Consider the following 26,088-nt stretch of genomic DNA (forward strand, 5'->3'; position numbering starts at 1 on the left):
CGTGAAAAGAAGATTCGCAAAGCTCCCTAAGAAATGGCGCATGACGATCCTGGTCGGCTGCTCTGCCTTCTGCCTGCTGTTCGTGGCTGTCGCGGCTTATGCCGGCTATATCTACTATAAAGCTTCCAACGCGATCCACCTCATGTCGGAGTCTCCTCCGCCTTCGCCAAGCGCCCTCCCCGGAGGACAGCCGACGGAACCGGCGGAAGAAGCCTTCGAGACGGAACCCGCCTACGACCGGAGAGAGCACGCGATCACCTTCCTGCTGGCCGGGGTAGACAGCCGCGCGGGCAGCGGAGGAACGCTCAACACGGACGTTCTGATTCTGGCGACCCTCAACAAGGACACCCAAACCGCCAGCCTGCTCTCCCTTCCGAGAGACCTTCAGCTGAAGCCCAAGGACCTCTCCTCTCACAAAGCAAACTATTATTACGCTTATTACTACATGCAAGACAAAGACACCGCGATCGCGAATACGAAACGGTTTTACAGCGAGCTGTTCGACTTTCCCATCGATTATATGGCCATCGTGAATTTCGACGCCCTTCGCAAAACGGTCGACGCGGTCGGCGGAATCACGATCGATGTCGATATGGACATGAAATACCGGGACACGGCGGACGGCACGGACATCGATCTGAAGAAAGGCGTCCAGCATGTCGACGGCCAGAAAGCGCTGGACTTCGTGCGTTACCGCAAGTCCAACGGAGGCACCCAGGAGTCTTCGGACATCGAACGCAACGCCCGGCAGCAGCAGGTGATCTCCCAATTGGTCGACGAGCTCTCCTCGTTCCAAGGCATCACGCAATGGGGCAAGGTGCTGGATATCTTGGGAGCGAACGTCCGGACGGACGTTCCGGAAGACGTGCTCCGGTCCTGGATCGTGAATTACGCGGAGATGAAGCCTAATCAAACGAAGAGCATCCCGGTCGAGACCGCTTGGGTATACCCCTACATTGTCGCGGACGAGACGGATATGCAGAATGCGGTCGCCACGCTCCGCGCCGAGGCCGGGCTGCCGGAGAGTACCGAGTTTCGCGCGGCGGACGTCGTCGGCGTAAGCAACCTGCATGAGTAAGCCGTCAAGCCGGGATTTAGAGTTGAAGCAATAGATAGACGCACGCGGCGTTCACGACGAACAGAGCCGGAATGCCGTAAACGAAGGAAGCGTGCTTCGTCTTGTGACGGTAGGTGCGCATTCCAAGCCAAGCGCCAAGCGCGCCGCCTATCGCGGCATAGAAGAAGAGCCTCGCTTCGGGGACTCTTCTTTTTTTGGTTTTGGCAAGCTGCTTGTCGTGGCCCATGATTCCGAAGGAGAGAATGTTGACGATGAGAAGATATAGGAAGAGAATGCTAGGCATGAATACGAGATCTCCTTTCCCCGCCGCCATATCGGACGGCTGCCTCCATTATGAAGCATAAGAGCCCCTTGCGCAAAACGGCCGGTTGCAGAAAAAGGAGGGCCGCATGGGCCCTCCCCGAAAACATCGCGTAGAGTTCGACTGCTGTCGACAAAGGCAGCTTAAGAGAGTTAGATGAGCCTAGCGAATCACTGGACTCCGAACGTGAACTTCGCGTTTCGATCCGGAGACAGACGGTTGTAATCCTTGATCGCGGAGGCTCCGGCGTCGGTGTACTCGATCTTGCCGATTTTGCCCGAGGGCATGGCCGGCACCTTCAGCACGATCGACTGCCCTTCCAATCGGCCCTCCGAAGGCTTCAGCTCCTGGCCGTTCACCTCGATGCGGAAGAAATCCAGTTGGTTCGAATAGCCTTGAATCGGCTCGCTGAACGCGATCGAGATCGTCGTTCCCCTCGCATCGACCTTGGCGATCGAAGGTCGGGCATTCTCGGTGCCTGAGGCCGAGAAGACGTAAACGTCGCCGTTGTCGGAGCTCTTGAGAAAGGCCCCTTGATCGTCTCGGATCTTCCCGGTCGAGTCGTACTCCAGCCTGTAGCCCGAGCCCGGCTTCAGGGGATCGAGCCGGTCCGCGTTCAGGTGCACCGAGATGGCGCGGCGGTCCCCCGTCAAGGCGTAAACGGCATAGTCGTTCGGCTGGATTCGAACCTCGTCTCCGTTCGAAACGGCGAACAGCCGGAAGCCCTTGGCGTCGTCGAGACGAACCGGCTCGCTCAGCTGGATCTCGAACGTGTAGCGATCCGCGGACACGAGCTTCGTCACGCGCGGCGCTTCATTCTCCGCGGAGGTTCCCGCGAACGCGACCTGATAAGGATTGGAGCCGTCCTCCGTCCGCATCGGGTTCCAGCCCGCTCCGTCCTTGATGCTGTCGCGGAAGCGCAGGCGGTACGTCTTGCCGGACTGCAGCTCCTCGCTGAGGTAGAGAGTCGCCTCCGTCACGACGCGATTCGTATCGTTCACGCTGTCTCCTGCGATGCCGATCCTCGAATCGTCCTCGCGCAGGAGAACGAAGCCGGACGGATCGACGCCTCGGACGGGCTCGCTGAACGTTACTTTTACGGCGGTTTTGTTTATGGCGGCAATGCTCGCGACGGAAGGAGCTTCGTTCTTCTTCTCCGTTCCCGGGAACACCTTCTGGTTCGCTCCGCCTTCCGTCGCCAAGCCGTCCAGATCCGTGATTTGCCCGACGTACGCATGGCCGGGAACGAACAAGGAAGGATTGCCCGACTGCTTGGTCCTAAGCTGAATCAGTACCGCGTTGTCCGTTCCGGGCTTCCGGGTCACGTATTCGCTCCACTCGCGCACGTCGACGTCGCGGTTGTTGTCCTTCAGGATCGTCAGGTCGAGAGTCGCGACGTTCGAGTCGTACAGCGCCCGGCTGAAGGTCGCCTGCACGGTGTTCTGATTGACGACCTCCAGCTTCTGAAGGGCGATCGAGCCCGCCGTCTCCCGGTCGCTGCCGACGAATTGAATGCGCGTATCCGCGGCGATGGGATTGCCGCTTAAATCCTTCACCTGATTGACGACGACCGCGTAAACGCCTCCGGCGGTCTGCGCCTCCGTCGTCAGCGTCACCGTCCTTTTGCTATCGTCGTATGCCGCGCCCTTGACGGCTCCGAGATTGCCTTCGAACCGATAGTTGCCCGCATACGAAGCGGAAGCCTGATCCAATCTCTCGCCGAAGGTCAGCACGACCTGCCGCGCCGTGTTCTGGATGCCGACGACGGTCGGCGGATCGCGATCGACAAGGCCTCCGAAGTACAGGTTGGTCGCTTTATCCATCCAATTTCCCGCCAAATCGGAGATCCCTTGAACGGTAAGGGTGTACAGCACCGCATCCGTCTGCTGCGTCGTGGTCAGGATAACCGTGTCCCCGTCGCCGCTCAGGATGGCGTTCGTCACGCGAAGCCCGTTGTCGATGACGTAGTTGCCGACGTTCCTTGCTTGATCGGCGTTGATTTTCTCGCTGAACCGGACCTCGACCGTCGAATCGCCCAACACGCCGACGGATTTGACGTAAGGCTTCTCGTGATCGTTTATGCCTCTGAAGACGATATCCTTCTGCGTGTTCATGACATTGCCGGACAGATCGGCGATGCCCTTGATCGTGAGCTTGTATTCCTGTCCGTCGCGCTGCTCGCTCGTGGTCAGCGTGACGGTCCTGCCGTCGCTCGCCAGGGTGGCGCGAGTAATCCTCAGGCCGTTGTCTGCGCTGTAGTTCCTCACGTTCTTCGCGTCGTCCGCGTCGACTCTCTCGCTGAAGACCACCTGGATCGTCGAATCGTTCCGTCCGGTCACGGAGACGACGGACGGCCTCGAACGGTCGTCATCGATCCCGTAGAAATACAAATCGTTGCGAGCAGCCATCGCATTGCCCGACAGATCCTGCACGCCGGAGACGGAGAGCCGGTACCTATAGCCGTCCTGTTGGGCGCCGGTCGTGATCGTGACGGTCCGGCGGTCGTCGGACGCTTTGAAGTCGTAAAGGGACAGCCTGCCTTCCGTAATGCCGTAATGGTCCGGATCCTCGGCCGTCTGTTTATTGACCGGCTCGGAGAACGTAATCCGGATCGTGCGGTCTCCCAGGTTCTCCAGGCTAGTGATAACCGGAGGAGAGGTGTCTCCCGGCGGATAGGTCGTGCCTCCGCCGTTGCCTGCCCAGAGCGCGGAATAGCGCCAGCCCGTTCCGTCGATCGTCAGCGTGTAGGTCACGTCTCCCTGCTGCGGTCCGGTGGAAACGGTCACGACCTTGCCGTCGGAAGAGAGGGTGACGGACCGAATCGCGATGACCGTGCCCTGATCGTCCTTGAGCGAGAAGCTGGACGCGTCGACCTTGCTTACCGCCTGCTTCAGGGTCACCTGAATCAGGCTGTTCGCCAGCGGCTGAACCGTGTTCACCTGCAGCTTCTCGGCGTTCATCTGCTGATAGGCCGCGTAAGCGGCTTCCACCAGCAATCCCCGGGTCGCGGCGGCCGTATAATCGGACCGGGCGGAGATAAACTGATGGTCGAGCGCCAGGCTGATCGCTCCCCTCGCCCAGAGCGATGCCTTGCCCGTGACCTTGGACGATCCGGTTCCGTTGAAGCCATAGGCCCGAACCAGAACGGCGGCGAGCTGCTCTACCGTTACGTTGGCGGTCGGGGAGAATTGCCGATTCCCCGTTCCGTTCATGAGTCCGGCCTTATTGACGGCTTCCACCTCGCGATAAGACCATCTCGTCTTCAACACGTCGTTGAACGAAGGCTTGGCGGGACTTGCGTCCGTCATCCCCCAGAGGCGGAACAGCACCGCGGCGAATTGCTCGCGGGTCATCGTCTGGCTCAGCCCCGCGCTCCCGTCTCCAAGGCCGTTGAATATTCCTTTGGACTTCAGCACTTCGAACTTCTGCTCCGTCGTAAGCGGGTCCGCTCCCGATGCGAGGGACGGAACCGCTAACGACAGGAGAAGAAAGGCGATCAACAGCTTGCGAACGATCGGCAACCTGGCCCTCGTCGTCCGGACTTCCCTCTTAGACGTCATAGCTTGACCTCTGACCTCCTTGGTCCGCGGGCTTTGCAGCCCGCTGTTGTGAATGCTGCATATAAAACGCAGAATCGTTACGCAATGTTTCGCCGACAAAAAAGTTGGGCTCTATTGCCGATATCTAGCAATTTCGCGATAATATCAGGACAAACAACAAAAAAAGCCCTTCAGCGAAAGGGCTTTGAAGGCTTGCTAGAGAGAGTAATAGAGACAATTCGTAACATTATGTTGAGTTTTGATAGGAAATTTTTTTTGGGAGACGCGTTTTAGAGGGGTTATTTCGTCAAAGCGCGTGCTTCACGTAAACAAGGAGCGCGATCAAAAGCGACAGCTCGATCAGCTCGTTGAGGGCGCCGTAAACGTCGCCGGTCAGGCCGCCGAGCTTGCGCGTCGCGGCGGCGGCGAGCGCCGCGCCGACCGCGTAGGCGATGGCGGCCGCGAGAAGCAGGGCGAGCGCCGCGCCCGCGGGGCTCCAGGCGCCGAAGGCCGCGAGCGCGGCGCTCGTGAGAGCGGCCGAGAGAAGCGCGGCCGCCCACGCTTGCCCGGCCTTGACGGTGCGGAACAGCCCGCCAAGGCCGGCCCCTTCCGCGCGGGCGTAAGGCCAGCCCGCGATGGCTGTCACCAGGAACGATCGGCTCCAGATCGGAATGACCAGAAGGCCGAGCGCGGCGAGCTCGCCCGGCGCTTCCAGCAGGGAAGCGAGCAGCGCCGCCCGAAGCAGCACGGCAAGGGAGCCCGCCACGACGCCCATCGCGCCGACGCGGCTATCCTTCATGATCTCGAGCATCCGCTCGCGGGACCGGTGGCTCAGCAGGCCGTCGGCCGTGTCCATTAGCCCGTCCATGTGCAGGGCGCCGGACAGCCCGACCCAGAGCGCGGCCGTTAGGACGGCCGCGGGCCATGCAGGCAGCGCATAGGACAGCAGCCATCCGCCGGCTGCCAGGATGAGGCCGATCGCGAAGCCCGCCGCGGGATAGTACGCCGTGCTCCGGCGAAAATCCTCCGCCTCATGGGACGCCGGAGCCATTCCGCGCGGGACGGGCAGCCTCGTCAGAAACTGAAGCGCCGCGCCGAACGCCCTTAAATTGCGTGTCAGAATCGAAACCGCCATTGCTCGCTCAAGCCTTTCTTCCAAGGGTAATCCGGTTGCTTAATCCGTCCATCGATACGCCAGGCTTTTCAACTCGAGGGGAATGCCCGCCGTCACCAGGAACACTTCCTCGCTGATGGCCGCGATCCGTTGGTTGAGGATTCCGGCCAAATCGCGAAATAATCGGCCGAGCGGATACTCCGGCACGATGCCGTCGCCAACCTCGTTCGTAACAAGAATAGCTTGGCCGGGGTAGCGGCTCAGAGCGTCCGCGAGTCCTTCTATCCGCTTCAACGCCCGCTCCTCCGCCCTCTCGCCTTCCTCGTTCTCTTCCTCCAGCAGAACGTTCGTCAGCCACAAGGTCAGGCAGTCGACCAGCACGAGCGGAGCTGGTTCGCCCGTAGCCTCATCGGCTAACCTATTCAGTCGGCCAGGGAGCTCCATAGGCTCCTCCACCGTCTCCCATCGGAAACCGGAGCCATCCCTTAGATTGCGATGCTTGTCGATGCGCCGCTCCATGCCTTCATCCAAAGCTTGCGCCGTCGCTATGTATATTCCGCTGTCCGCCCTTTTCGCGGCGTATTTCTCGGCGAAGGAGCTTTTGCCGCTTCTGGCTCCTCCGGTCACTAGTACGACCATTCCGGCTGATTCTCCTTTTCCGCGCATGCAATCTCTTCTTGCCGATCCTGTCCCCGCCGCTCGCCTATCCCCGCGATACTCCCGCGCTGTCGAATGTGGCCATCTCGCGCAGAACGTTGCCCGCAGCGTCGATAAGCGGAAAAGCCAGCACGGCGCCGCTCCCTTCGCCTAGCCTCATTTTCAGACTAAGCATAGGTTCGAGCCCCAGTTCCTTCAGCGCAACCCGATGTCCTTTCTCTTCGGAGAGATGGGACGGGATCAGGTACTCCTTCGCCGCCGGAGCGATTCGGCAGGCGGCGAGCGCCGCGACCGTCGAGATAAATCCGTCGATGACGACTGGACGGCGGTTCGCCGCGGCTCCGAGGACAAGCCCAGCCAAACCCGCCAGCTCAAGTCCCCCGACTTTCGCCAAAACGTCAATCGCGTCGCTTGCGTCCGGCACGTTGAGAGCGATCGCCTTGCGAATCGTCGCCTGCTTGCGCTTCATCCCGGCATCGTCGATGCCCGTTCCCCGTCCGACCGCGTCCTCCGCGTCGACATCGGACAGGACGGACAGCACCGCCGCGCTCGGCGTCGTATTGCCGATCCCCATCTCGCCGGTCGCGAACAGCCGAATGCCTTTTCCCGCCAATATCTCCGCCAGCTCGATGCCGATCTCGATCGCTCTCTCCGCTTCCTCTCTCGACATCGCCGCTTCCCTCGCCATGTTCGCGGTCCCTTGCCGCACTTTGCGGGAGATCAGCCGATCGTCCTCCAGCTCGCCTTTGACCCCGATGTCGACGCAGACCACCTCCGCGCCCGTCTGTCTCGCGAGAACGTTGATGGCCGCCCCTCCGGCGAGGAAGTTATGAACCATCTGCCTGGTCACTTCCTGCGGGAAGGCGCTCACTCCCTCCTCGCACACTCCGTGGTCGGCCGCCATGACGACGATCGCCTTCGCCATCGGCTTCAAGTCCGCGTCCCCGGTTATCCCCGCCAGTTGGACGGCCAGTTCCTCCAGCCTTCCCAGGCTTCCCGGCGGCTTCGTCAGTCGGTCCAGCCTCCGGGCCGCTTCCCTCATCGCCTCTTCGTCCAACGGGAGGATCCTTCGGATTGTTTGCTCTATTTTTAACAAGGGAATCCTCTCCTTGTGTTTATTGGTAATATTAGCCATATGGGTGAATGTTGTTCTTCAAATTTGGCTCCGGCGTACCATTATCCCCTTCCGTAAGGAAGGGGGTTGTTCGGATTTTGCCTGAGGCGTACCATTATCCCGTTGAATCCGGTGGGAGGGGAAAGGAGGGGGACCGGTTTCTGAACAAAGGGGAGAGTGGGTTCTGGGTCACGTTCGTTGGCGAACATCGCTAGGCGTACCATTATCCCCTCGGTTCAGGGACAATGTCTACTTTCCTTTACCAGAGCCAATGGGATAATGGTACGCCTGACCTCATTTCGAAACAGGACACCCGCCCCCCTCCCACCTGCCCGCCTACTCCCTCAAAGCCTCGCGAAGCTTAGTCGACATGCCGCCCGAAGAGGACTGGAGAGCTCTGCGGGCTTTGCTCAAATCCTCCGTCAGCTTCCGGTTCGCCGAACGAAGCTTCGTTAGCTCTTCCTCGTAGGGTTCCGGAAGGCGGTCAGTCCCGGAAGGAGAAAAGCTCTCGCCATTGGCATAGTAGTTCCTCTTCTCGTAAGTGCGGAAGGCAACCTCGAGCTCCGCCAGTCCGCAGCCGACCCGAAGATACCGATCCACCGCGAGGGCGAAGCGATCCTGGGCTTCCAAGCCGCGGTCGAACCAAGTCACCTCGACAAAAGGATACGAAGGGACGATTTCGCCGTCGAACACCGCCGTCGTCATCAGGCATTCCAGCATTATATTGTCGGGCGGACATTCGCAGATCGCAGCCAGCTCCGCCACGAGCTCCCGGCTAACGGCCTTCACTTGCTCCGGTCCGATTCCTCTGATCCATAAATGGGGCATCTATCCTAGTCTCCTTATCCTGCATATCCACTTTCATCGCTTTCTTCATCATAACGCGATTATTAGCTGGCCGCTACCCGTAGCTCATTCGCCGAATGTGCCTTATACTGAGAGAGGAATCCCAATCAGGAAAGTTAAGGAGAGTGTTCTATCCATGAGTAAGAGCCAGTCGAAAAAGAAGAGACTCAAGCTGGAGCGCGACGGAGCGCTGAACCCCGAGCAATTGCGCAACCAATGGCAGCGCAAGCCCCGCACGCAAGTTCAACCGAATCGCAAAGCCGAACAGCGCCGATCGCATTGCCGCCGGAAGGACGGGAGCGATGGCGCTGTTTTTACGTTACGGGCGTCTTAAGCTCATGGAGTACGGCAGGGCTTCGTCCGGATACCAACGATCCGAAGGCGCGGCCGACATTCGAAACCGAAGCGTCGCTCCCCCGAGCAAATCCTCATGGAGAACGTACAAGCGATCCCAAGCCTCGCCGTTCACCTCCAGCGCACTCCAGTAAGGCTTATCCGGGCCGTTGCCTTCCGCCTCGATCGCCATCTCCGCCCCATTTTCCAATGTTATCGTCAGCCTTCCGAACAACGGACTTCCGAACACGTACTCTCCCGTTCCCGGACAAAGCGGATAGAGCCCGATCGCGTTCCATACGAACCAAGCGCCCATGCTTCCGTTGTCCTCGTCGCCCGGGAAGCCGTCCGAGCCGGAGCCGAACAGCTCCTCCATCGCCCGTCTTGCCCAATGCTGCGTGCCGGAAGGAGCCCCGATCGCCGCGTACATATAAGGGATATGCATGCTGGGCTGGTTGCTGAGGGCGAACTGCCCGAAGTCGACGGCCGCCATCTCCGACATTTCGTGTATCTCCATCCCATAGCCGCCTATCGCAAAAAGAGGCTTCATCGTCATCAGCTCGTCGAGCTTGGCCTTCAGCGCTTCCCGCCCGCCGATCAGCTCCGCCAAGCCCGCGATATCGTGGGGCACCGCCCAGCTGCATTGCCATGGCCCTCCTTCGCAGTACGCTCCTCCCCATGCCAAGGGATCGAATGGTTCCTGCCAGCTTCCGTCCTCGCGCCGCGCCCGCATGAAGCCGACCTCCGGATCGAATAGCAGGCGGTAGTTGCCCGCGCGCTCCCGGAACATTCCGGCCTCCTCTTCCATGCCCAGCTCCTTCGCGATGACGGAGAGGCTGAAATCGCCGTAATGGTAATCGAGCGCGTTGCTGACGCTCTCGTGGAACCGGTCGGACGGCAGGTAACCGAGCCTTGCGTAATCCGCAAGACCCCTGCGGCCCAGCTTCTCTTCTCCCGAGTCCAGGGTCGCGTGCTTTTTGAGCCCTTCGTAGGCCGACTGTCGATCGAAGCCGTTCAATCCCTTCGCGAACACGTCCGCGAAAGCGGCGTCGACCAGCGTTCCGGGCATCGCGCTCCGTTCGCCGGGAGACGGCCATTTCGGCATCCAGCCGCTCTCCTTGAAGACGTTGACCCACCCCTCGGCCATTTCGGCCAACAGGGTAGGGTACAAGAGGCTGTACAGAGGAAGGCTCGTGCGATAAAGATCCCAGAAGCCGAAATCGACGTACATCGGTCCCTTCCTTATGCTCCCGTCGAACGGGCTGTAGTGAACCTGCCCCTTCTCCGGATCGTTCTCGTGGATCGCGCGGGGGAACAGGTTTACCCGGTATAGGCTGGAGTAGAAAATCCGTTTTTTCTCCTCTGAGTCCTGCCCCTCGTCCTCGATCCGAACGACCGACAGCCGCTTCTCCCAGGCTTGTCCGGCCTCCTCCCGGGCTTGATCGAAGCTCTTGCCCGCAAGCTCGTTCCTAAGGTTCCGCTCCGCTTGCTCCAAGCCGATGAACGAGGTGCCGACCGCGATATTGACGATTCCGTCCCGGGAAGGACGGATCCCGACGAACGCGCCGACTTTCTCGCCGCTCCCTTCGAGCTCCGGAGCGGTTGCGTGCTTCCCGTCGAAGACGCCGCTGCTCTCCGGCAGCAATTCGCAATCGAACTCTATGACGAAATGCAAAGCAAAGTTGTCCGGCAGCTCTCCGTTATGGCCCTTCACGCAGCCGCTTACCCGGCGGGCGGCCGCGTCGATCCGGACGGACGAGTCTCCCTTCTCGGGCGCCAGCAGGAGCCTCGTCTCGGAAGCATCGCCTTCGAAGCAAAGCCGAATCCTGGCCCCGCTCTTCGATGGAGTCAGCTCCATCGTCGCCTGGTAACGACGAAGATAGGCACGAATATAGTCCGGCGCGACGGTCAGCTCTTCCGGCCGGAAGGAGGCCGACCGCATGTCCGGCGAAGTTCGGAGCGGTCCCGTCTGCGGCATCAGCGTGAAGCTGCCGTAATCCCCGATCCACGGACTCGGCTGATGGGTCAGCCGGAATCCCTGAAGATGGCGGTGCGACGGATGGTAGAACCATCCCCCTCCCGCTTCGTTCGTCTGGGGACTCCATGCGGCCATGCCGTTCGGGAGGGCCGCGAGCGGGAGCGTATTCCCATTGGAAAAAGGATAAACGGACTCGGTTCCCTGCAGCGGGTTCACATAGCGCAATAATCCGGTATCAGTCATCTGGTGTCCCTCCGCAAGCTTAACTTGAGCGATAGGCGAGAATGTCGCCCGGCTCGCCCCTTATTCTAACACGGGTACGCCGCGGTTGCCCGATGCTTCCGGCATTTGCTTCCTCGGAGACGAGGTCTATTACGGGGGAGTGGCGCGCAGGAGCTTGTTCTCCTTTTGCGCCAGGCGTACCATTATCCCTTCGGATCAGGAGCCACTCTCATGCTCCTATACCGGAGCGAAGGGGATAATGGTACGCCGGAGAACAAAACAGAACACACCTCCGTGACAGGTGGAACTTTCTACCAAACCCCGTGAAACTGGGCATATACCGATAGGGAGGGAGAGCGGATGCCGAGGATCGTTCCCACTGTTTGACAAGCCTTCCTCCATCCGCTATTCTATACCTAGATTTACGATGTATCGAGTATCTAGGCATAAGCCCAGCTAAGGAGGACCGCATGAAGATCAGCAAAGAACTTATGAAAGGCAGCACCGTCATCCTGATTTTAACCCTGCTGGACCGCAAGGAGATGTACGGCTACGAGTTGACCAAGGAACTCGAAACAAAGTCGGGCGGTCTTTTTGTCTTGAAGGAGGGCACCCTCTATCCCATTCTCCACTCGTTGGAGTCGGATCAGATGGTCGAAGCATACTGGGACGAGCAAGGCACCCGGCCTCGCAAGTATTACCGGATCACCGATAAGGGACGTTCGCAGCTGGAAAACAAGAAGCGAGAGTGGAGTCTCTTCAGCGGAGCCGTCAATCGAGTTCTTGGCGAGGGGGGAACCCCATGACGGACGCCCGCATCCGAGAACATAAAGCGATCCAACGTTACCTGGATGAAGTATGCGAACAGGTTCGAGCCAAAGAAATGCATGAAGAGATTCGGCTCGAGCTGACGGGGCACCTGGAGGAGCTCGCCTATGAGAAACTGGAATTAGCCGGAGAAGACGATGACAGCCTGGGAAAAAGCAGCCCTAACGACGAAGCGGTAGAGGAAGCGATCGGACACGCTATAACGCAAATGGGCAATCCGCAGACGATAGGCAAGCGGCTTCACCGGGTTCATAAGCCGAAGACCGACTGGAGTCTCCTGACGCTCGCGGCCCTGTTGATCGGCATCGGGCTTATGGCTATGTATGCTTTGCAAGAGCTGGCCGATCCCGACAATGCGGTTTCCTGGTTCCCGCTGCTGTCGAACAAGCTTCGATTCGTTGCCATCGGCGCTGCGTTACTGCTTGTTCTTTATTTCGCGGATTACCGCAAGCTGAAGACGCTCCGTTGGCCTATCTATGCCGTTGCGGCGGGATTGTTTATCCTTGCTCGAATAGGGCCGATAGGCATACAAATGAACGGAGCGTACAGTTGGATCATCATCGGAGGAATCGGCCTCGACGTATCGGCTATCGCTCCTTATTTGTTTCTGATCGCTTATGCGGGTTATCTTGCATCCGAGAAGCCGGCGTCCGCATCCATGGTCGGCAAGCTCCGGGAGTACGGCAAAGAATTGGGGCTGTTCTACGCGATGCCTGCCTTTCTCTACCTGTTGGTGCCTTCGCTAGTTTCGCTAGCCGTTCATTTCGTCGGCGCCTCCGTTCTTTTGCTCACTCGCAAGCAGGGCTGGAAGCGGCTTCTCTTTTACTGCACGTTCTTTTTTTCCGCCCTTGCTTTTGTGATCTTCGCAGCGAGAGGGTTCACGTTGAATGGAGCGCGCGGTTCGATCATGTACCAGAGATGGCTGAATTACCTTCACCTGCTGGTCGGCGACAAGTCCGCCGAACCCTTGCCTTCCCGGGAATTCATCCGGTCCGCCGGGCTCTGGGGACATGGCTTCGGCAGCAGACTGGAAGGACTGATTTACCCGTACGGCGAGAACGTCGTCGCCTACCTCGTGGGCTCGCTCGGATGGGCCTTCGGCATCGGTCTCGCGGCGCTCGTCGCCGCATTCGTCTTCCGCTCCGTTCGCATCGCCAACCAGTCGAAGGATCCCTTCGCCCGGCTGCTCGTTATCGCGCTCAGTTCCGTTCTGGCCGTTAAGCTCGTCTGGACCCTGCTCATGTCCGTCGGCCTGCTTCCCTTTGTCAGCATGGCCATGCCGTTCATCGGCTATAGCGGCTTGCAGACGGTTATCGAGATGGCCGCCCTCGGACTTCTCCTCAGCGCGTTCAGGCGCAAGGACAGCATTCCGCTGCCGAGGAGCGAAGGGATCGAGCAAGCGGCGCCGCAGAGATAGACAAGATTCACCTCTTGATGTCCGCCTGCGCCAGCACTTCATATTCAGCTCCGAGATGGGCCTGCAGCGCCTGCAGCGCGGCGACGCCGACGGCGATGTCCTGCTCTCCGCTGCCGCCGCTGACGCCGATTCCTCCGATCACTTCGCCGTTCACCACCACCGGGAACCCGCCGACGAAGATGGCGAACTTGCCCGGCATCATGGCGTGAATGCCGAACGCCTCGCCGGTCACGGTCGCCGGCCCTCCCGGCTGATTGAACAGGTGCGTGGAGCGTTTGTGTCCGCTCGCGGTGAACGCCTTTGCGATCGCCAGCTCCGGCCCCGTAATGCGCGCGCCGTCCATCCGCTCCAGCGCCATGACAATCCCTCCGTCGTCGACGACGCAGATCGTCTCCGGCACGTTCGACTCCTGGGCCGCCCGCTTGGCGGCTTCCAGCATGATCTTCGCTTCCTCGAGCTCCAATCGCAGCACCGATCTCAACCGATTGCCTCCTCTGCCGCTTAACGATACTCGGTCTTTGGTATCCCATTTTATGAGCAAAAGAGATCCCCTTATGACTCTCCATGCTCTCCCTCAGTTCTCCCTTAACTCTCCCTTAACTCTCCCTCAGCTCTCCCCATGCTCACCCTCCCGCTCGCCCTTTCCCACCGGCGGCATCGCCTATTAGTTCATAGAGCGCGCCATTGTTCATAGTCTGGTCGAGTTCCGCACGCCATTTCGCGCGATTGTTCAGTTTTTCCTCCTCGATGTTCCTGTTATATTGATCGTAAGGCAGGCTGCAGACTGCCGGCCATCCCGCATTCCATCCGCGAAGGGAAAGGAGGGAAATGACAACGCCTCTTGTGTAAGCGGTATCATTCGGCTTTATCCTGCTTGTCCATTTTGAGAGGAGGAAAAGGAATGGAACGCTGCTTCAAACTCACGATCGCGCTAATTGTCGTTCTGGCCACTTTCGTCGGTTTCGGAGGCTTCGCATCGGCTGCGCCGGTCACGATCACGAATAACGGCTTTCAATTCAAGGATACTTCCGGCAACGTCATCCAGGCGCACGGCGGCGGCGTGATCAAGGTCGGAAGCTATTACTATTGGTTCGGAGAAAATCGCAACCCGGACGGCACGTTCAAAGCGGTCTCCTGCTATCGGTCCGCGGACCTGAAGAACTGGGAGTTCCGTAACGACGTGCTGACGAGCAGCTCCGCGGCGGAATTGAACGTCTCCAATATCGAACGTCCCAAGGTCATCTACAACAGCTCGACGAGCGAGTACGTGATGTGGATGCATTGGGAGAACGGGGTCGACTACGGTCAGGCGCGCACCGCCGTCGCCTACTCCAGCACCGTGGACGGCAACTACACGTACCAAGGCAGCTTCCGTCCGCTCGGCTACGACTCCCGCGACATGACGGTGTTTAACGATAACGGTACGGCTTACCTCATCTCGGCAACCTCGGTCAACGCGGACCTGAACATTTATCGGCTGACGTCCGACTTCCGCGGAGTCGACTCGCTCGTGCAGACGCTCTGGCCGGGCCAATACCGCGAAGCTCCGGCCATGTTCAAGCGCGGCAGCGTCTACTTCCTCGTCACCTCCGGCGCGACGGGCTGGTCGCCGAACCAGCAGAAGTACGCGACGGCGACAAGCATTAGCGGCACGTGGAGCAGCCCGGCCAACTTCGGCAACGGCAACGCCTACAGCTCGCAGGCCGCTTATATCCTTCCGGTCGAAGGCTCCTCAACGACATCTTATTTGTATATGGGCGATCGCTGGGCCGGAGCCTGGGGCGGCAAGGTGAACGATTCGGAATACGTCTGGCTTCCGCTTACGTTCCCGTCCAGCACCTCTCTGTCGATGAGCTGGGCCGATTCCTTGACCATCGACGCCGCGGCGGGAACGATCTCCGGAGCGGTCAGCCCGCCCGTGAACGCGTCGTCCTACTACAAAATCATCAACCGCAACAGCGGCCTGCTGCTCGGGGTGACGAGCGGGGCGACGACGGACGGCGCCCAGATCGAGCAATGGTCGGACGGCGGCTGGACCAGCCAGCACTGGCAGTTCGTCGACGCGGGAGGCGGGTATTACAAGATCAAGAACCGTAACAGCGGCAAAATCATGGACATCAGCGGCGGCTCTACCGCGGACGGGGCGAATAATATCCAGTACGCGGACAACGGCGGCCTTAACCAGCAGTTCCGCCTTATCCCCGTCGGCTCCGGCTATTACAAGATCATGAACGTCAAAAGCCGCAAGGTTCTCGACATTACGGGGTCCTCCGCCGCGAACGGAGCGGACTCTATCCAGTACACCGACAACGGCGGCACGAACCAGCAATTCTCCTTCTCCGCGACGAGCTGACGGCAAAGCCCGGGCGACGCGAATGTCGTCCGGGCTTTTTTTACGCGGTTTCGGTTTCTTTTCTGCGCCGGATAACCGACAGGCTGAACAGGAAGCCCGCCAGCGCGAGCCCGGTCATGATTCGGTACAGAACGGCTCCGCCGAATTCGTCGAACAGCCAGCCTCCCGCCGTCGAGCCCACGATACCCGATACCCCGAAGAACAGCAGGGTCAGCATCGTCTGCCCCGTCGACTTCCACTGTTCGGGGACGATCGAGTACAGGAATTGCATGGAGCCCACGTAGAATAGCACGAACGTGAAGCCCTGAAGCACTTGAAGCAGAACGAGCATCAGCGCGCCGTCCGCAATCGAGCTGAGCAGGAATCGCACCACGTACAGGCCCGCCGCGATCGCCATCACGCGCCCTTCCCGGCCCGGCTTGATCAGCCTCGCGCTGACCGCGAACAGGAGCGTCTCCGTGATCGTCATCGTGAACCAGGCGAACCCGGTCCATTGCACGTTGCCCCCGAGCTCCTCGATATAGAGGCCGATGTACATGTCGTTCATTTTGTGCGGGATGGCCACGATCAGCACCAGCAGGAAGAATGCGAGCGTGCGCTTCTGCAGGACGAAGGAAGCCAGATGCTTGAAGGCGGTCGGCTTCGAGGACGCCGGCACGTCGCGGACCCCGAGCCCTAACGCGAACGTAAGCACCGCGACCGTCAGGAAAATCCACGCCAGGCTGTCGATTCCCCACCATTTAAGGAGAGACCCTGCCACGATCGAAGTAACCGAGAAGCCCATCGAGCCGAACGTGCGGATGGAGCCGAAGCTGATCCCTTCCCTCTGCGAGGTTTGATAGTTCAGCGTCTCCATCAGCGCGTCCGACGGAAGGAAAACGACGTTCATCAGAACGACGAGAGCCGTGAACAGCCACAGCTCGTCGCTCTGGAACAGAAGCGTTCCGACAAGCGCGGACAGCAGGAAGAGCAATAGAAGCACTTTCTTGATCGTGCGGAACTTATCGCTGATGATTCCCCACACCGGCTGCGAGACGATGCAGACGGCGCTGCCCAAGCCTAGGATCAAGCCGATGTTCGTGCCGGAAATTCCGATTTTGCTGGCATAGACGGGCAAGAAAGAGATAAAGAGAGCGAAAAGAGAGAAATAGAACACATTCAAGGTTCTTAGCCGAACTGCGATAGACATGACTCCATAACTCCTGCTGCCATTGTTTTGAGAGAATAAGCTTGATTATAGCCTGCCTCTCTTTATCCGCCAAGAGTTATCCTCTCTCTCCCTCACAGCGAATCGAACAAATCCAACTGCTCCGGCTCGGGCTCCTTCGGTTTCTCCGCTTCCCGCTCCAGCGGATCCTTGCCCTCCGGCGTTCGCTGGCCGAGCATGGCCATGAGCAGCTTGGCGTTATCCGCGGCGTCTCCTCCCGAGTTGTTGTTGAAGATCACCCCGATCGTCCCGCTCTGGCGCTCCAGCTCCTCCAGCTGCAGCCTCCAGCCCGCCAGCTCCTCCGGGCTGTATCGGTAAAGGTAGCGCACCGCGCGCCAATCCGCGCCGCCTCCGTTGTTCCACCCGGCGCTATTCCGCCCGTGGAACCGAACGATCGTGTAGCTCGGGTCGGTCGCCGCTAAGATCGTCGGGATAGAGCCCTCCCCCGCCTGCGGCTCGTCGCAGACGCTGTGGATCCAACCTTCCTCGCGCATGAACCCCAGCGTTTTCTCCCGATAGGACGGGTGGAACCAGCTCTGATGCCGGAACTCCAAGGCGCAGGGGATCCCTTCCATTCTCCGCTTGGTTTCCCTCAGCAGGCTCACGGCGTCGCGGGTGCAGCCGAACCACGGCGGATACTGGAACAGCGCCGCCCGCAGCTTCCCTCTCTCGAGCAATGGAGCGAGCGACTCCCGAAAAGCCGCATACATCGTATCCGCTTCTTTATAGTAAGGCTGGCCGCGCTGATGCCCGGTCATCTCCTGATAGGCTTTGACGATAAACCCGAAGGACGCCGGCGTCTCGTCCGCCCACTTCGCCATTCGCTCCGGCGGCTGGATCGCATAGAAGGAGCTGTCGACCTCCACGAGAGGAAAATGCTTGCCGTACGTCGGAAGCTTGTCCTTGCTCTTGGGAGCCGAAACGTACAGGCTGTCGTGGTCTCCCCATCCCGCGAGTCCGATCTCGATCGGCACGTAAATCCCTCCTTTGCTTACTCTATTATTCTACCCTCAGGGAGAGTCGAGTAACATATTTACTAGGAAAAAAGGGATTCGTCTGGCCATAGAGAATTGTGTAAACAAATAAGAGCGGCGAGGTGCAGGATGAGCGTCCCGGAGTACAGTTACTATAAGCGCGTGTTCGAGGGCCTTCCGACGCCCTATGCTTATTTGGACCTGGATTTGTTCGATGCGAATGCCCGGGCGATCGCGGAAGCGGCCGGTGACAAGAAAGTCCGCATCGCCAGCAAGTCCATCCGCTGCGTCGACGCGCTTCGCCGGATCCTAAGCGCCGGCTCCGTCTTCCAAGGGATCATGTGCTTCACCGGCCGCGAGGCGGTCTGGCTCGCGGGCCAAGGCTTCGACGACCTGCTGCTCGGCTATCCGATCTGGAACCGGGACGAGATCGAAGGCATCGCAAGGCTCGTCCATGAAGGGCATTCCATCGTGCTCATGGTCGACTCCATGGAGCACGTCGAGCACATCGAACGCATCGCTCAGGCCGCGGGAGTCCGGATGCCCGTCTGTCTCGACATCGACATGTCCTCCACGTACCCGGGCCTTCGCTTCGGCGTGTGGCGTTCGCCGCTCGGCGGCTGGCGGCAAGCGAGGCCGATCGTCGAACGCATCGCCGCCTCGAAGTCGGTTCGCCTCGACGGCATCATGGGCTACGAAGCCCAAATCGCGGGCCTCGGCGACAATATTCCCGGCCAAGCGCTGCAGAACCGCATCGTCCGGCTGCTCAAGAAGCGCTCCATCGTCGAGGTCGCCAGGCGGCGCTCCGAAGTGCTGGAGGGCATTCGCTCGCTCGGGCTTCCGCTGCGCATCGTGAACGCGGGCGGAACCGGAAGCCTCGCCAGCTCGCGCCTGGAGCCCGGCGTCACCGAGATCACCGCCGGTTCCGGCTTTTACTCGCCGCTGCTGTTCGACGCTTACCGCGGGTTCCGCTACGAACCCGCCGCCGGCTTCGCCGTCGCCGTCGTCCGCAGGCCGGCGCCTGGCGTGTACACCTGCCTCGGCGGCGGCTATGTCGCTTCCGGCGCGCCCGGCAACGAGAAGCTGCCGAAGCCTTATCTGCCGGCCGGGATGCGGCTGATGCCGAGGGAAGGAGCCGGGGAAGTGCAAACCCCGCTTCGTTACGATGGCGCGGAGCCGCTCGCGATCGGCGATCCCGTGTTTTTCCGCCATGCGAAAGCCGGGGAATTGTGCGAACGCTTCGACCTTTTGTACGCCGTATCGAACGGTACGATCGTAGGCGAATACAAAACCTATCGCGGGATGGGGGAGTGTTTTCTATGAGTACTCAGACGCAGCGCTGGAGCAACTGGTCCGGCAGCGCGGTCGCGAATCCGACGCAAGTTCTATACCCGACTAGCGCGGAGGAGATCGCCTCCATCGTTCGTTCCTGCCGCAAGGAAGGACGCTCCCTTCGCGTCGTCGGCTCCGGTCATTCCTTCACTCCGGTAGCGGCAACGAACGATATTTTAATCTCCCTGGATCGTCTGCAGGGAATCGTCTCCGCGGACGCTGACAGCCGTACGGCCACGGTCTGGGCGGGAACGAAGCTTAAGCTTCTCGGGGAGCTGCTTCATGGCGAGGGCCTTGCCCAAGAAAACCTGGGCGACATCGACGTTCAATCGATCGCGGGAGCGGTCAGCACGGGAACGCACGGAACGGGCGCCGGCTTCGGCAATATCTCCACGCAGGTAATCGGAATGACGATCGTCGACGGCAACGGAGACATTCGGGAGGTGGATGCCGAGTCCTCACCCGACACGTTCGGAGCGTTCCCGGTGTCCCTTGGCGTCCTCGGCATCATCGTTCAAATGAAGCTTCGGCTGCGCCCCGCCTACAAGCTCGAATATCGCAGCAGCCGTATTCCTTTGGCCGAATGCTTGGAGAGACTGGACGAGTACCGGAACGGCCATCGTCACTTCGAATTTTATTGGTTCCCCTACGCGGAGACCTGCCAGCTCAAATTCATGGACGAATCCGAGGATAAGATCACCTCGCGCCCCGTCCGGGATTACCTCAGCGAGATGGTCATCGAGAACGGCGTCTTCGGCGCCATGTCCGGGCTCTGCCGGCGGTTTCCCCGCCTGACGAGAACCGTCAGCCGCATCAGCGCGTCGAACGTCCCGGTGTTCCGCAAAGTCGAGTACAGCCACCGGATCTTCGCGACCAAACGGCTCGTTCGCTTTAACGAGATGGAATACAACCTGCCCGCCAGCGCCATGGCGAATGTCGTCCGTGAGATGCGAGAGGTCATGGAGCGAGGAAAATACGCCGTGCATTTTCCGATCGAATGCCGATACGCCAAGGGAGACGACCTATGGCTAAGCCCCGCGACCGGAAGGGACTCCGCCTATATCGCCGTACATATGTATAAAGGGATGCCATACCAACCATACTTCGCCGCCATGGAAGAAATCTTCCTTAGGCATGGCGGAAGGCCGCATTGGGGCAAGCTGCACACGCTCTCGGAGTCTCAGCTCCGCGAACGCTATCCGCGTTGGACGGACTTCCTGGACCTGAGAAGCCGGATGGATCCCGCCGGCCTCTTTCTGAACGAACACTTGAAGAAGCTATTCGTTCCCTCAGCCGAATAAGCAACCATCCTGTCCCAAGGAGCGATTGCGATGTCCTCCGGTACCCGTTGGTCCGTCTTGCTGGCATATGCTCTGCTCGCCGGCGCCACCCAATTGCTCTGGGTGACCTACACCCCCATAACGACGGATGCTGCTGCAGAATGGGGCGTCTCCGTCGACGCGGTCGGCTGGCTCGCCCAAGTCTACCCTCTGCTCTACGTCCTGCTTGCCATCCCCTTCGGCTACTGGGCGGACAAAAAGTTCAACCGCACGCTGGCATGGGGAGCCGGTTTAACGGGAATCGGGGCGCTCGTCCGCATCGTTCCGGGCTACGAATACGCTCTTCTAGGCCAACTGCTCGTTTCCGTCGCGCAGCCGCTCGTTCTCAATGCGATCAACAAGCTAGCCGCCAAGTACGCCAAGCCGTCCGATCGTCCCGCGGCTATCGCTATCGGCTCGGCCAGCCTCTTTATCGGAATCCTCGTCTCCTCGGCGACATCGCCCTTCTTGATGGAGGCGGGCGGGCTTTTTACCGTCCATCTGGTCCAAGCCGTTGTCGCCATCGTCTCCGCGATCCTGTTTCTTATCGCCATTCGCAAGCCCCCGCTCTATGAGATTTCGAACGAAGAAACTCCCTTTTTCTCCTCGCTTCGTACCATCTGGTCTTACCCGTTCGTTCGGCTGTATAGCCTTCTCTTGTTCGCCGGATTCGGATTGTTCGTCACCCTAACCACTTGGCTTGAGGTGCTCTCCGAAGCGATCGGCATCGCTACCACGGACGTCGGTCTCGTCATTGGCGCCATGACCTTGGCCGGTATTGTCGGTGCCGCGATCGTTCCCGACTGGGCGGACCGGGGAACAAGAGCCCGATACGTGCTCGCCGCCTCGCTCGCAACCAGCGCCGCTGCCCTGGCCGCCTTAGCGATCGGGGGTTCCCTATGGCTAATCTATGCCCTCTTCTCTTTAACGGGCTTCCTGCTGCTAGCCAATTTGCCGGTCATTCTAACCTCCGCCGCAAGACTATCCCCTCCTAAGGAGGCCAGTACCGTCGCAGGAGTCCTGCTCATGTTCGGCAACCTCGGCGGCATCGTCCTGACCTTGGCCGTGCAAATCCTGCTCGACCATCGCCTTCTAGCTATCGGAGTCTTGATCGCGATCGTTCTCTTAACTCTCCCCTTCGTCCCCCGGATCCCCGCTCGCCCGAAGGGAAAATAACCTCCGGAGCAACAACTCTTACCGATACGACAGCCGAACCGCCATGAACTCGATTAGTTTTCTGTAATATTATTGTAAAAGATGTCGATTCTTGATATTTTAGAATGGAGTTTGATGCCCAAAAGCTTGCACGGACAATGCCTCACACATCAAATGGAGCTATCGAACCGAACCTGCCGCCAAGGAGGACGTTCGAATGAATTTCTCGCTCTACCTCGGTCACACCTTTCTGCAAAGAACCCTTCACTCCATGCAATTCACTCACCTGTTCGTTCGAGTCAAACTCAAGCAGTTGGTCGTCTACTCCATCGAAGACGGCAAAGAAGCGCCTCGCGCGATTTTCACCCAACTCGACCGCCATGAATACACCCTCAAGATCGTCGGCCCCAAAGGCACTCACCAATTGACTCCCTTCGTCGGCACTCTCGCGGAGCTCATTCCGATCCTAACGACCAAGCTCCACTTCGTTCTCGTTCGTTGGATCGAGCACTAAGGCCCCACTATCCCTTCGACTCAGAAAGGACAAAGGGTGGACGGACGGCTTGCGGGGTTGCGGGGTTGCAGGGTTGTCGAGGTTGTCGATTCTCGAGATTGTCGGGAGTGTCGGAGTGTCGGGATCATCTAAATCATCAGGCAGTATGGGTTCGGGGTATTCGCGGGTTCGGCAGATTCGCCAAAGTCGACGCCGCCTCCCCTTCTCCCCCCTTATCTCCGAAACTCCATCCGAACCCACTATCCCCTTGCTTCAGAAAGTTGAAGCTGAACATCTAAATAATGTTTGCAGCAATAAGGAGGGGTATCAGGTGGGTCATCAGTTAGTGAGTCAGTTAGGGTGCCAGTGGGTCAGTTGGCTTATCAGTTATCGCTTCAACAGCTGACCTTCATGCAATGCTGCCAGATAAGCTACAGGTGAGAGCGCCTATTTCAAGCATTCGTTTAGTGGTCAGCTCAGCCTTCGATCCGCCATTGTAGAGTAACCGGCCAACTAGAAGTGCTTTTACGCGCCCAATTTTCGTAGGTGATACGATTTCCATTTCCCTTTAGACTCGAAAGCATGCCAAGCCACGGGAAGGGTACGCCTAGGCCTTGTTAAATAGCTGTATGTAATTTTTGCGGTCGTGGCGCACCAAGCGAGCAACTGCGGAAAGACGGATCCGCCATGCTCTACAAATCCCTCGTTGGCTCGAAAACTAAACTCGTCCAAGTACGCCTGAAGGTGCTTTGCCCCGATTCCGCAGAAAGTATATTTCAGCCAATTGCGGATCTCACGCCGAAACGAACCGAGCACCGGATGAGCCTTAGCATAAAAAAGAACTCTAGTCACTTTTGAACTTTTGACCCCTTCGAATTGAAAAGCTTCGTAACCCGCCTTCGCAATCGTTCGTTCGGGAAGCCGCAAATGGTCGGGATCGGGCTGCTGAAGCTTAATTCGCTGCAAATTCCCTTCTTCATCGAAGGAACCGCCCATTAGAAGGGGCTGAATCGCATCTGGATACAGACTTATCCCATACCCGAACGCTTCCACTCGTACGTTATCCTCCAGTTTCACGGAGTGTTCCGATTCGCGCATGGCTTCACGGATTTTATGCGACATGAGCCATGCCGTTTTGTAGGTGACCTCAAGCAACTCGGCAAGGCGAACCGAGGTTATCCCGCCAGGTTGAGACAAGAGATAGATGGCTTTGAACCACTTCGGAAGAGAAGTCGAGCTGCCGGCCATCACGGTCCCGGCGATCAATGAGGTCTGGTGGCGGCAGGACTTGCATTCATATAAAGGAAGCCGGCGCGTACGAGTTAAATAGTAGTGGGGATGCCGGCAGATCGGACACTTGAAGCCCTGCGGCCAACGAGATCTAAACAGCGCTTCCACGCAATTCTCCACACTGGAAAACCGTTCGCAAAAAGCCTCAAAGCTCATCATCTCCGACATCTGTCGTTCCTCCCCGCATCGTCCTTTGACCTCATTTTACCAAACATATGTTCTTATTTCAACTAAAATAACCACTTTATTTCCACAATCGAAGGGGTTGATCAGGGGGTTAATCAGAGGGTGGTCAGAGGTTGGTCAGGGGGTGGTCAGGGGGTGGTCAGGGGGTGGTCAGGGGGTGGTCAGGGGGTGGTCAGAGGGTAGCCTGTTCTGATCGGGTGGGATAGTGGTTTTTTTGCGGAGTTGGGAAACGACGGTTGGGCGGCGATGGGCGACCTCCCCTTCTGAGGCAAGGGGATAGCGGGTTCTGAGCAACATTGGAGATGCGGAGGAGACAGGAGAAAAGAAAAAAAAGCAAAAAAAGAAGCCGGGAGATCCCGACTTCGCACGTCATAGCGCAGATCGCATTTTAGAGCAGATATAGGAGAATCGCGAAGAAATGGACGACCGAGCCGGCGAGAACGAAGAGATGCCAGACGGCGTGGTGGTAAGGGAAGGCGCGCCAGACGTAGAAGATCGTGCCGAGGGTGTACAGCACGCCTCCCGCGATAAGGAGGTTCAATCCGGTCGGGCTCATCGCGTTCTGCAGCGGGCCCCAGGCGAAGACGACCATCCAGCCCATCAGCACGTAGAAGAGCGTCGATAGGTACAGGAAGCGTTTGGTAAAGAAGGCTTTGAAAACGATGCCGGCGACGGCGATTCCCCAGACGATTCCGAAGAGAGTCCAGCCGAGCGGGCTTCTCAGGACGGTCAGCATGATCGGGGTGTACGTCCCGGCTATGAACAAGTAAATGCAGGAATGGTCGAAGGTCTCGAATAAGTCCTTGACCTTGCCTTCCCGAAACGAATGAACGAGCGTGGAAGCGACATAGAGCATGAGCATCGTGACTCCGTATACGGTAAAGCTGGTCACGTGCCAAGCGGTGCCTTTGAGGCTGGCAAAAACGATAAGCAGCGTCAGTCCCGCGATGCTGAGAGCGGCTCCGAGTCCGTGGGTGACCGCGTTGGCGACCTCTTCCTTCCTGGAGTAAACATACGTGTTGGCCATATTGCGTACCTCTCCCCTCTGTTTGGGCTCCATGATAACCATTATACGCCCGAATGCGCCCAGAGGTCACTTGTCCATTCCATGACGAAACGGGGAACCCGGATAGGATCCCCCAAGATCTGCCTAGTTATCGCTCTCTTCGGCAGGGAGCGACGGATTCGGTTTAGGCCCCGGCAATCTTCCCGCGCGGCGCACGGCCTCCCGGAGCAAATATTCGATATGGCCGTTCACGCTGCGGAATTCGTCCGCCGCCCATCTCTCCAAGGCTTGGTGCAATTCGGCATCCAGCCGCAGCGGAAAAGCTTTTCTCTCCTTGGCCATGACATCTCACCTTCAACCGTACATCGTACCCGTATTGATTACCGGCGTGGCTGCTTTGTCGGAGACGATCGTGACGAGAAGATTGTTGATCATGGTCGCGCGGCGCTCGGGATCCAGCTCGACCCCGTTATCCTCCAGCTGGCGAAGCGCGGAGTCGACGATGGAGACGGCGCCTTCCACGATGCGCTGCCGCGCCGAGATAATCGCCAGGGCTTGCTGGCGCTGCAGCATCGCGTTCGCGATCTCCGGAGCGTACGCCAGGTGGGTGAGCCTCGTCTCGAGAACCTCGACCCCGGCTACGCTCAATCGCTTCTGCAGCTCCGAGGACATCTCCGCTCCCACCTCGTCGGCGTTGCCGCGAAGCGAAGGGCCGTGCTCGTCGTTGAACGTATCGTATGCGTAATGCGCGGCGATATGGCGGATCGCGGTCTCGCTCTGGATCTCGACGAACTTCTCGTAGTTGTCGACGTCGAACATGGCCTTGGCCGTATCGACGACGCGATACACGACGACGCAGCCGATCTCGATCGGATTGCCCTCCGCGTCGTTCACTTTAAGCGTCTGGGAGTTGAAGTTGCGCACCTTAAGCGACAGCTTCGATTTATGGGTGAACGGGATAACCATCCACAGACCGCTATCCGACACGGTCCCTTTGTACCGTCCGAAAAACGTAATAACCTTCGCTTGGTTCGGCTGAACGATGGTTAACGCGGTAGACATGATGAAGAAGAGCACGAGCAGCACGATGCCGCCGGCAATGAGTAATGGAGACGGCTCGGTTTGCTTATCCAATGCGATAAAGCAAGCAATTCCTCCGGCTAGGAACAGAAGCGACAGCAGCAAGGCAGCGAATCCGTTCATTTTCCAGGCGCTTTTCGTTGTCATAGGCCACCTCATATCTATTTGATATTAATATGATATCACTTTTGGAATTTGCTTACAACCCCTTTTCTTTTTCGCGCAAATACGCTATGAATGGGACAGATGTCCTTTTCCGCATGCGG

23 protein-coding genes are annotated in these 26,088 nt (G+C 59.0%); 9 read left to right on the plus strand and 14 right to left on the minus strand.

Annotation, left to right across the window (positions count from 1 at the left end; translation table 11 throughout):
• Position 1: 1 nt before the first annotated feature.
• The gene (locus tag H7B67_RS13685; RefSeq protein WP_342592498.1) at positions 2-1,078 is read left to right on the plus strand and encodes an LCP family protein; all 1,077 of its coding nucleotides are present in this window, start codon (positions 2-4) and stop codon (positions 1,076-1,078) included.
• Between the two features lie 16 nt (positions 1,079-1,094).
• On the opposite strand, the gene H7B67_RS13690 is transcribed toward H7B67_RS13685, so the two are convergent.
• The 6 genes from H7B67_RS13690 to H7B67_RS13715 all read right to left on the minus strand — a co-directional run bounded on the left by H7B67_RS13690 (position 1,095) and on the right by H7B67_RS13715 (position 8,631).
• On the minus strand, positions 1,095-1,361 hold the full coding sequence (locus tag H7B67_RS13690; RefSeq protein ID WP_185120404.1) for a DUF1294 domain-containing protein: 267 nt from the start codon (positions 1,359-1,361) through the stop codon (positions 1,095-1,097).
• A 188-nt stretch (positions 1,362-1,549) separates the two neighbouring features.
• Positions 1,550-4,939 carry an Ig-like domain-containing protein gene (locus H7B67_RS13695; protein WP_185120405.1) on the minus strand — a complete coding sequence of 1,130 codons (3,390 nt, stop codon included), beginning with the start codon at positions 4,937-4,939 and terminating at the stop codon, positions 1,550-1,552.
• 286 nt (positions 4,940-5,225) lie between these two features.
• The gene (cobS, locus tag H7B67_RS13700; RefSeq protein WP_185120406.1) at positions 5,226-6,053 is read right to left on the minus strand and encodes an adenosylcobinamide-GDP ribazoletransferase; all 828 of its coding nucleotides are present in this window, start codon (positions 6,051-6,053) and stop codon (positions 5,226-5,228) included.
• Between the two features lie 39 nt (positions 6,054-6,092).
• Complete coding sequence (gene cobU / locus H7B67_RS13705; protein WP_185120407.1) at positions 6,093-6,671, minus strand: bifunctional adenosylcobinamide kinase/adenosylcobinamide-phosphate guanylyltransferase; 579 nt, start codon at positions 6,669-6,671, stop codon at positions 6,093-6,095.
• Between the two features lie 64 nt (positions 6,672-6,735).
• Positions 6,736-7,785, minus strand: a complete 1,050-nt coding sequence (cobT, locus tag H7B67_RS13710; RefSeq protein ID WP_281067837.1) for a nicotinate-nucleotide--dimethylbenzimidazole phosphoribosyltransferase — start codon at positions 7,783-7,785, stop codon at positions 6,736-6,738.
• Between the two features lie 354 nt (positions 7,786-8,139).
• On the minus strand, positions 8,140-8,631 hold the full coding sequence (locus tag H7B67_RS13715) for a DUF1904 family protein (protein WP_185120409.1): 492 nt from the start codon (positions 8,629-8,631) through the stop codon (positions 8,140-8,142).
• Positions 8,632-8,785: 154 nt separating this feature from the next.
• On the opposite strand from H7B67_RS13715, the gene H7B67_RS13720 reads away from it, so the two are divergent.
• Positions 8,786-8,983 carry a hypothetical protein gene (locus H7B67_RS13720; RefSeq protein WP_185120410.1) on the plus strand — a complete coding sequence of 66 codons (198 nt, stop codon included), beginning with the start codon at positions 8,786-8,788 and terminating at the stop codon, positions 8,981-8,983.
• On the opposite strand, the gene H7B67_RS13725 is transcribed toward H7B67_RS13720, so the two are convergent.
• Entirely contained in the window at positions 8,969-11,236 is a 2,268-nt protein-coding gene (locus tag H7B67_RS13725; protein WP_342592508.1) for a GH92 family glycosyl hydrolase, read from the minus strand. The two genes, H7B67_RS13720 and H7B67_RS13725, sit on opposite strands and share 15 nt — an antisense overlap.
• 416 nt (positions 11,237-11,652) lie before the next feature.
• Between H7B67_RS13725 and H7B67_RS13730 the strand changes: the two genes are divergently transcribed.
• Positions 11,653-11,988, plus strand: coding sequence for a PadR family transcriptional regulator (locus tag H7B67_RS13730; protein ID WP_185120412.1), 336 nt, complete (start codon positions 11,653-11,655; stop codon positions 11,986-11,988).
• A complete protein-coding gene (locus tag H7B67_RS13735) occupies positions 11,985-13,427 on the plus strand; it encodes an FtsW/RodA/SpoVE family cell cycle protein (protein ID WP_185120413.1) in 1,443 nt (480 codons plus the stop codon). The genes H7B67_RS13730 and H7B67_RS13735 overlap by 4 nt, the downstream gene beginning before the upstream one ends.
• Positions 13,428-13,434: 7 nt before the next feature.
• Here the strand turns inward: H7B67_RS13735 and H7B67_RS13740 are convergent, their stop codons facing one another.
• Positions 13,435-13,908, minus strand: a complete 474-nt coding sequence (locus H7B67_RS13740) for a GlcG/HbpS family heme-binding protein (protein WP_185120414.1) — start codon at positions 13,906-13,908, stop codon at positions 13,435-13,437.
• 420 nt (positions 13,909-14,328) lie between these two features.
• Between H7B67_RS13740 and H7B67_RS13745 the strand changes: the two genes are divergently transcribed.
• On the plus strand, positions 14,329-15,780 hold the full coding sequence (locus H7B67_RS13745; RefSeq protein ID WP_185120415.1) for an RICIN domain-containing protein: 1,452 nt from the start codon (positions 14,329-14,331) through the stop codon (positions 15,778-15,780).
• 40 nt (positions 15,781-15,820) lie between these two features.
• Here the strand turns inward: H7B67_RS13745 and H7B67_RS13750 are convergent, their stop codons facing one another.
• Positions 15,821-16,969: an MFS transporter gene (locus tag H7B67_RS13750; protein ID WP_185120416.1), complete on the minus strand. Its 1,149-nt coding sequence runs from the start codon at positions 16,967-16,969 to the stop codon at positions 15,821-15,823.
• Positions 16,970-17,061: 92 nt separating this feature from the next.
• Positions 17,062-17,961 (minus strand): DUF72 domain-containing protein, encoded by a 900-nt coding sequence (locus H7B67_RS13755; RefSeq protein ID WP_185120417.1) that lies wholly within the window; start codon positions 17,959-17,961, stop codon positions 17,062-17,064.
• Between the two features lie 129 nt (positions 17,962-18,090).
• Here H7B67_RS13755 and H7B67_RS13760 point away from each other — a divergent pair, with 129 nt between their 5' ends.
• The 4 genes from H7B67_RS13760 to H7B67_RS13775 all read left to right on the plus strand — a co-directional run bounded on the left by H7B67_RS13760 (position 18,091) and on the right by H7B67_RS13775 (position 22,281).
• The gene (locus tag H7B67_RS13760) at positions 18,091-19,284 is read left to right on the plus strand and encodes an amino acid deaminase/aldolase (RefSeq protein WP_185120418.1); all 1,194 of its coding nucleotides are present in this window, start codon (positions 18,091-18,093) and stop codon (positions 19,282-19,284) included.
• Entirely contained in the window at positions 19,281-20,594 is a 1,314-nt protein-coding gene (locus H7B67_RS13765) for a D-arabinono-1,4-lactone oxidase (RefSeq protein WP_185120419.1), read from the plus strand. Before H7B67_RS13760 ends, H7B67_RS13765 begins: the two co-directional genes overlap by 4 nt.
• Positions 20,595-20,624: 30 nt before the next feature.
• Positions 20,625-21,788 (plus strand): MFS transporter, encoded by a 1,164-nt coding sequence (locus tag H7B67_RS13770; RefSeq protein ID WP_185120420.1) that lies wholly within the window; start codon positions 20,625-20,627, stop codon positions 21,786-21,788.
• Positions 21,789-21,984: 196 nt separating this feature from the next.
• On the plus strand, positions 21,985-22,281 hold the full coding sequence (locus tag H7B67_RS13775; RefSeq protein WP_185120421.1) for a hypothetical protein: 297 nt from the start codon (positions 21,985-21,987) through the stop codon (positions 22,279-22,281).
• Between the two features lie 504 nt (positions 22,282-22,785).
• On the opposite strand, the gene H7B67_RS13780 is transcribed toward H7B67_RS13775, so the two are convergent.
• The 4 genes from H7B67_RS13780 to H7B67_RS13795 all read right to left on the minus strand — a co-directional run bounded on the left by H7B67_RS13780 (position 22,786) and on the right by H7B67_RS13795 (position 25,969).
• Entirely contained in the window at positions 22,786-23,718 is a 933-nt protein-coding gene (locus tag H7B67_RS13780; RefSeq protein ID WP_185120422.1) for a transposase, read from the minus strand.
• 406 nt (positions 23,719-24,124) lie between these two features.
• Positions 24,125-24,763 (minus strand): PAQR family membrane homeostasis protein TrhA, encoded by a 639-nt coding sequence (gene trhA, locus H7B67_RS13785; RefSeq protein WP_185120423.1) that lies wholly within the window; start codon positions 24,761-24,763, stop codon positions 24,125-24,127.
• Positions 24,764-24,886: 123 nt separating this feature from the next.
• Positions 24,887-25,084, minus strand: coding sequence for a type II toxin-antitoxin system antitoxin (locus tag H7B67_RS13790; RefSeq protein ID WP_185120424.1), 198 nt, complete (start codon positions 25,082-25,084; stop codon positions 24,887-24,889).
• Positions 25,085-25,096: 12 nt separating this feature from the next.
• Positions 25,097-25,969 (minus strand): SPFH domain-containing protein, encoded by an 873-nt coding sequence (locus tag H7B67_RS13795; protein WP_185120425.1) that lies wholly within the window; start codon positions 25,967-25,969, stop codon positions 25,097-25,099.
• Positions 25,970-26,088: the final 119 nt, after the last annotated feature.

Origin of the sequence: Cohnella thailandensis, assembly GCF_014212135.1 — a bacterium.
Lineage (GTDB): Bacteria > Bacillota > Bacilli > Paenibacillales > Paenibacillaceae > Cohnella > Cohnella thailandensis.

Coding starts and splice junctions, on each gene's coding strand:
- H7B67_RS13695 (WP_185120405.1), bottom strand. CDS start 4,939: ATGACGTCTAAGAGGGAAGTCCGGACGACGAGGGCCAGGTTGCCGATC.
- H7B67_RS13790 (WP_185120424.1), bottom strand. CDS start 25,084: ATGGCCAAGGAGAGAAAAGCTTTTCCGCTGCGGCTGGATGCCGAATTG.
- cobU (WP_185120407.1), bottom strand. CDS start 6,671: ATGGTCGTACTAGTGACCGGAGGAGCCAGAAGCGGCAAAAGCTCCTTC.
- H7B67_RS13720 (WP_185120410.1), top strand. CDS start 8,786: ATGAGTAAGAGCCAGTCGAAAAAGAAGAGACTCAAGCTGGAGCGCGAC.
- H7B67_RS13745 (WP_185120415.1), top strand. CDS start 14,329: ATGGAACGCTGCTTCAAACTCACGATCGCGCTAATTGTCGTTCTGGCC.
- H7B67_RS13795 (WP_185120425.1), bottom strand. CDS start 25,969: ATGACAACGAAAAGCGCCTGGAAAATGAACGGATTCGCTGCCTTGCTG.
- H7B67_RS13750 (WP_185120416.1), bottom strand. CDS start 16,969: ATGTCTATCGCAGTTCGGCTAAGAACCTTGAATGTGTTCTATTTCTCT.
- H7B67_RS13715 (WP_185120409.1), bottom strand. CDS start 8,631: ATGCCCCATTTATGGATCAGAGGAATCGGACCGGAGCAAGTGAAGGCC.
- H7B67_RS13760 (WP_185120418.1), top strand. CDS start 18,091: ATGAGCGTCCCGGAGTACAGTTACTATAAGCGCGTGTTCGAGGGCCTT.
- trhA (WP_185120423.1), bottom strand. CDS start 24,763: ATGGCCAACACGTATGTTTACTCCAGGAAGGAAGAGGTCGCCAACGCG.
- cobS (WP_185120406.1), bottom strand. CDS start 6,053: ATGGCGGTTTCGATTCTGACACGCAATTTAAGGGCGTTCGGCGCGGCG.
- H7B67_RS13690 (WP_185120404.1), bottom strand. CDS start 1,361: ATGCCTAGCATTCTCTTCCTATATCTTCTCATCGTCAACATTCTCTCC.
- H7B67_RS13765 (WP_185120419.1), top strand. CDS start 19,281: ATGAGTACTCAGACGCAGCGCTGGAGCAACTGGTCCGGCAGCGCGGTC.
- H7B67_RS13730 (WP_185120412.1), top strand. CDS start 11,653: ATGAAGATCAGCAAAGAACTTATGAAAGGCAGCACCGTCATCCTGATT.
- H7B67_RS13780 (WP_185120422.1), bottom strand. CDS start 23,718: ATGTCGGAGATGATGAGCTTTGAGGCTTTTTGCGAACGGTTTTCCAGT.
- H7B67_RS13775 (WP_185120421.1), top strand. CDS start 21,985: ATGAATTTCTCGCTCTACCTCGGTCACACCTTTCTGCAAAGAACCCTT.
- H7B67_RS13770 (WP_185120420.1), top strand. CDS start 20,625: ATGTCCTCCGGTACCCGTTGGTCCGTCTTGCTGGCATATGCTCTGCTC.
- H7B67_RS13735 (WP_185120413.1), top strand. CDS start 11,985: ATGACGGACGCCCGCATCCGAGAACATAAAGCGATCCAACGTTACCTG.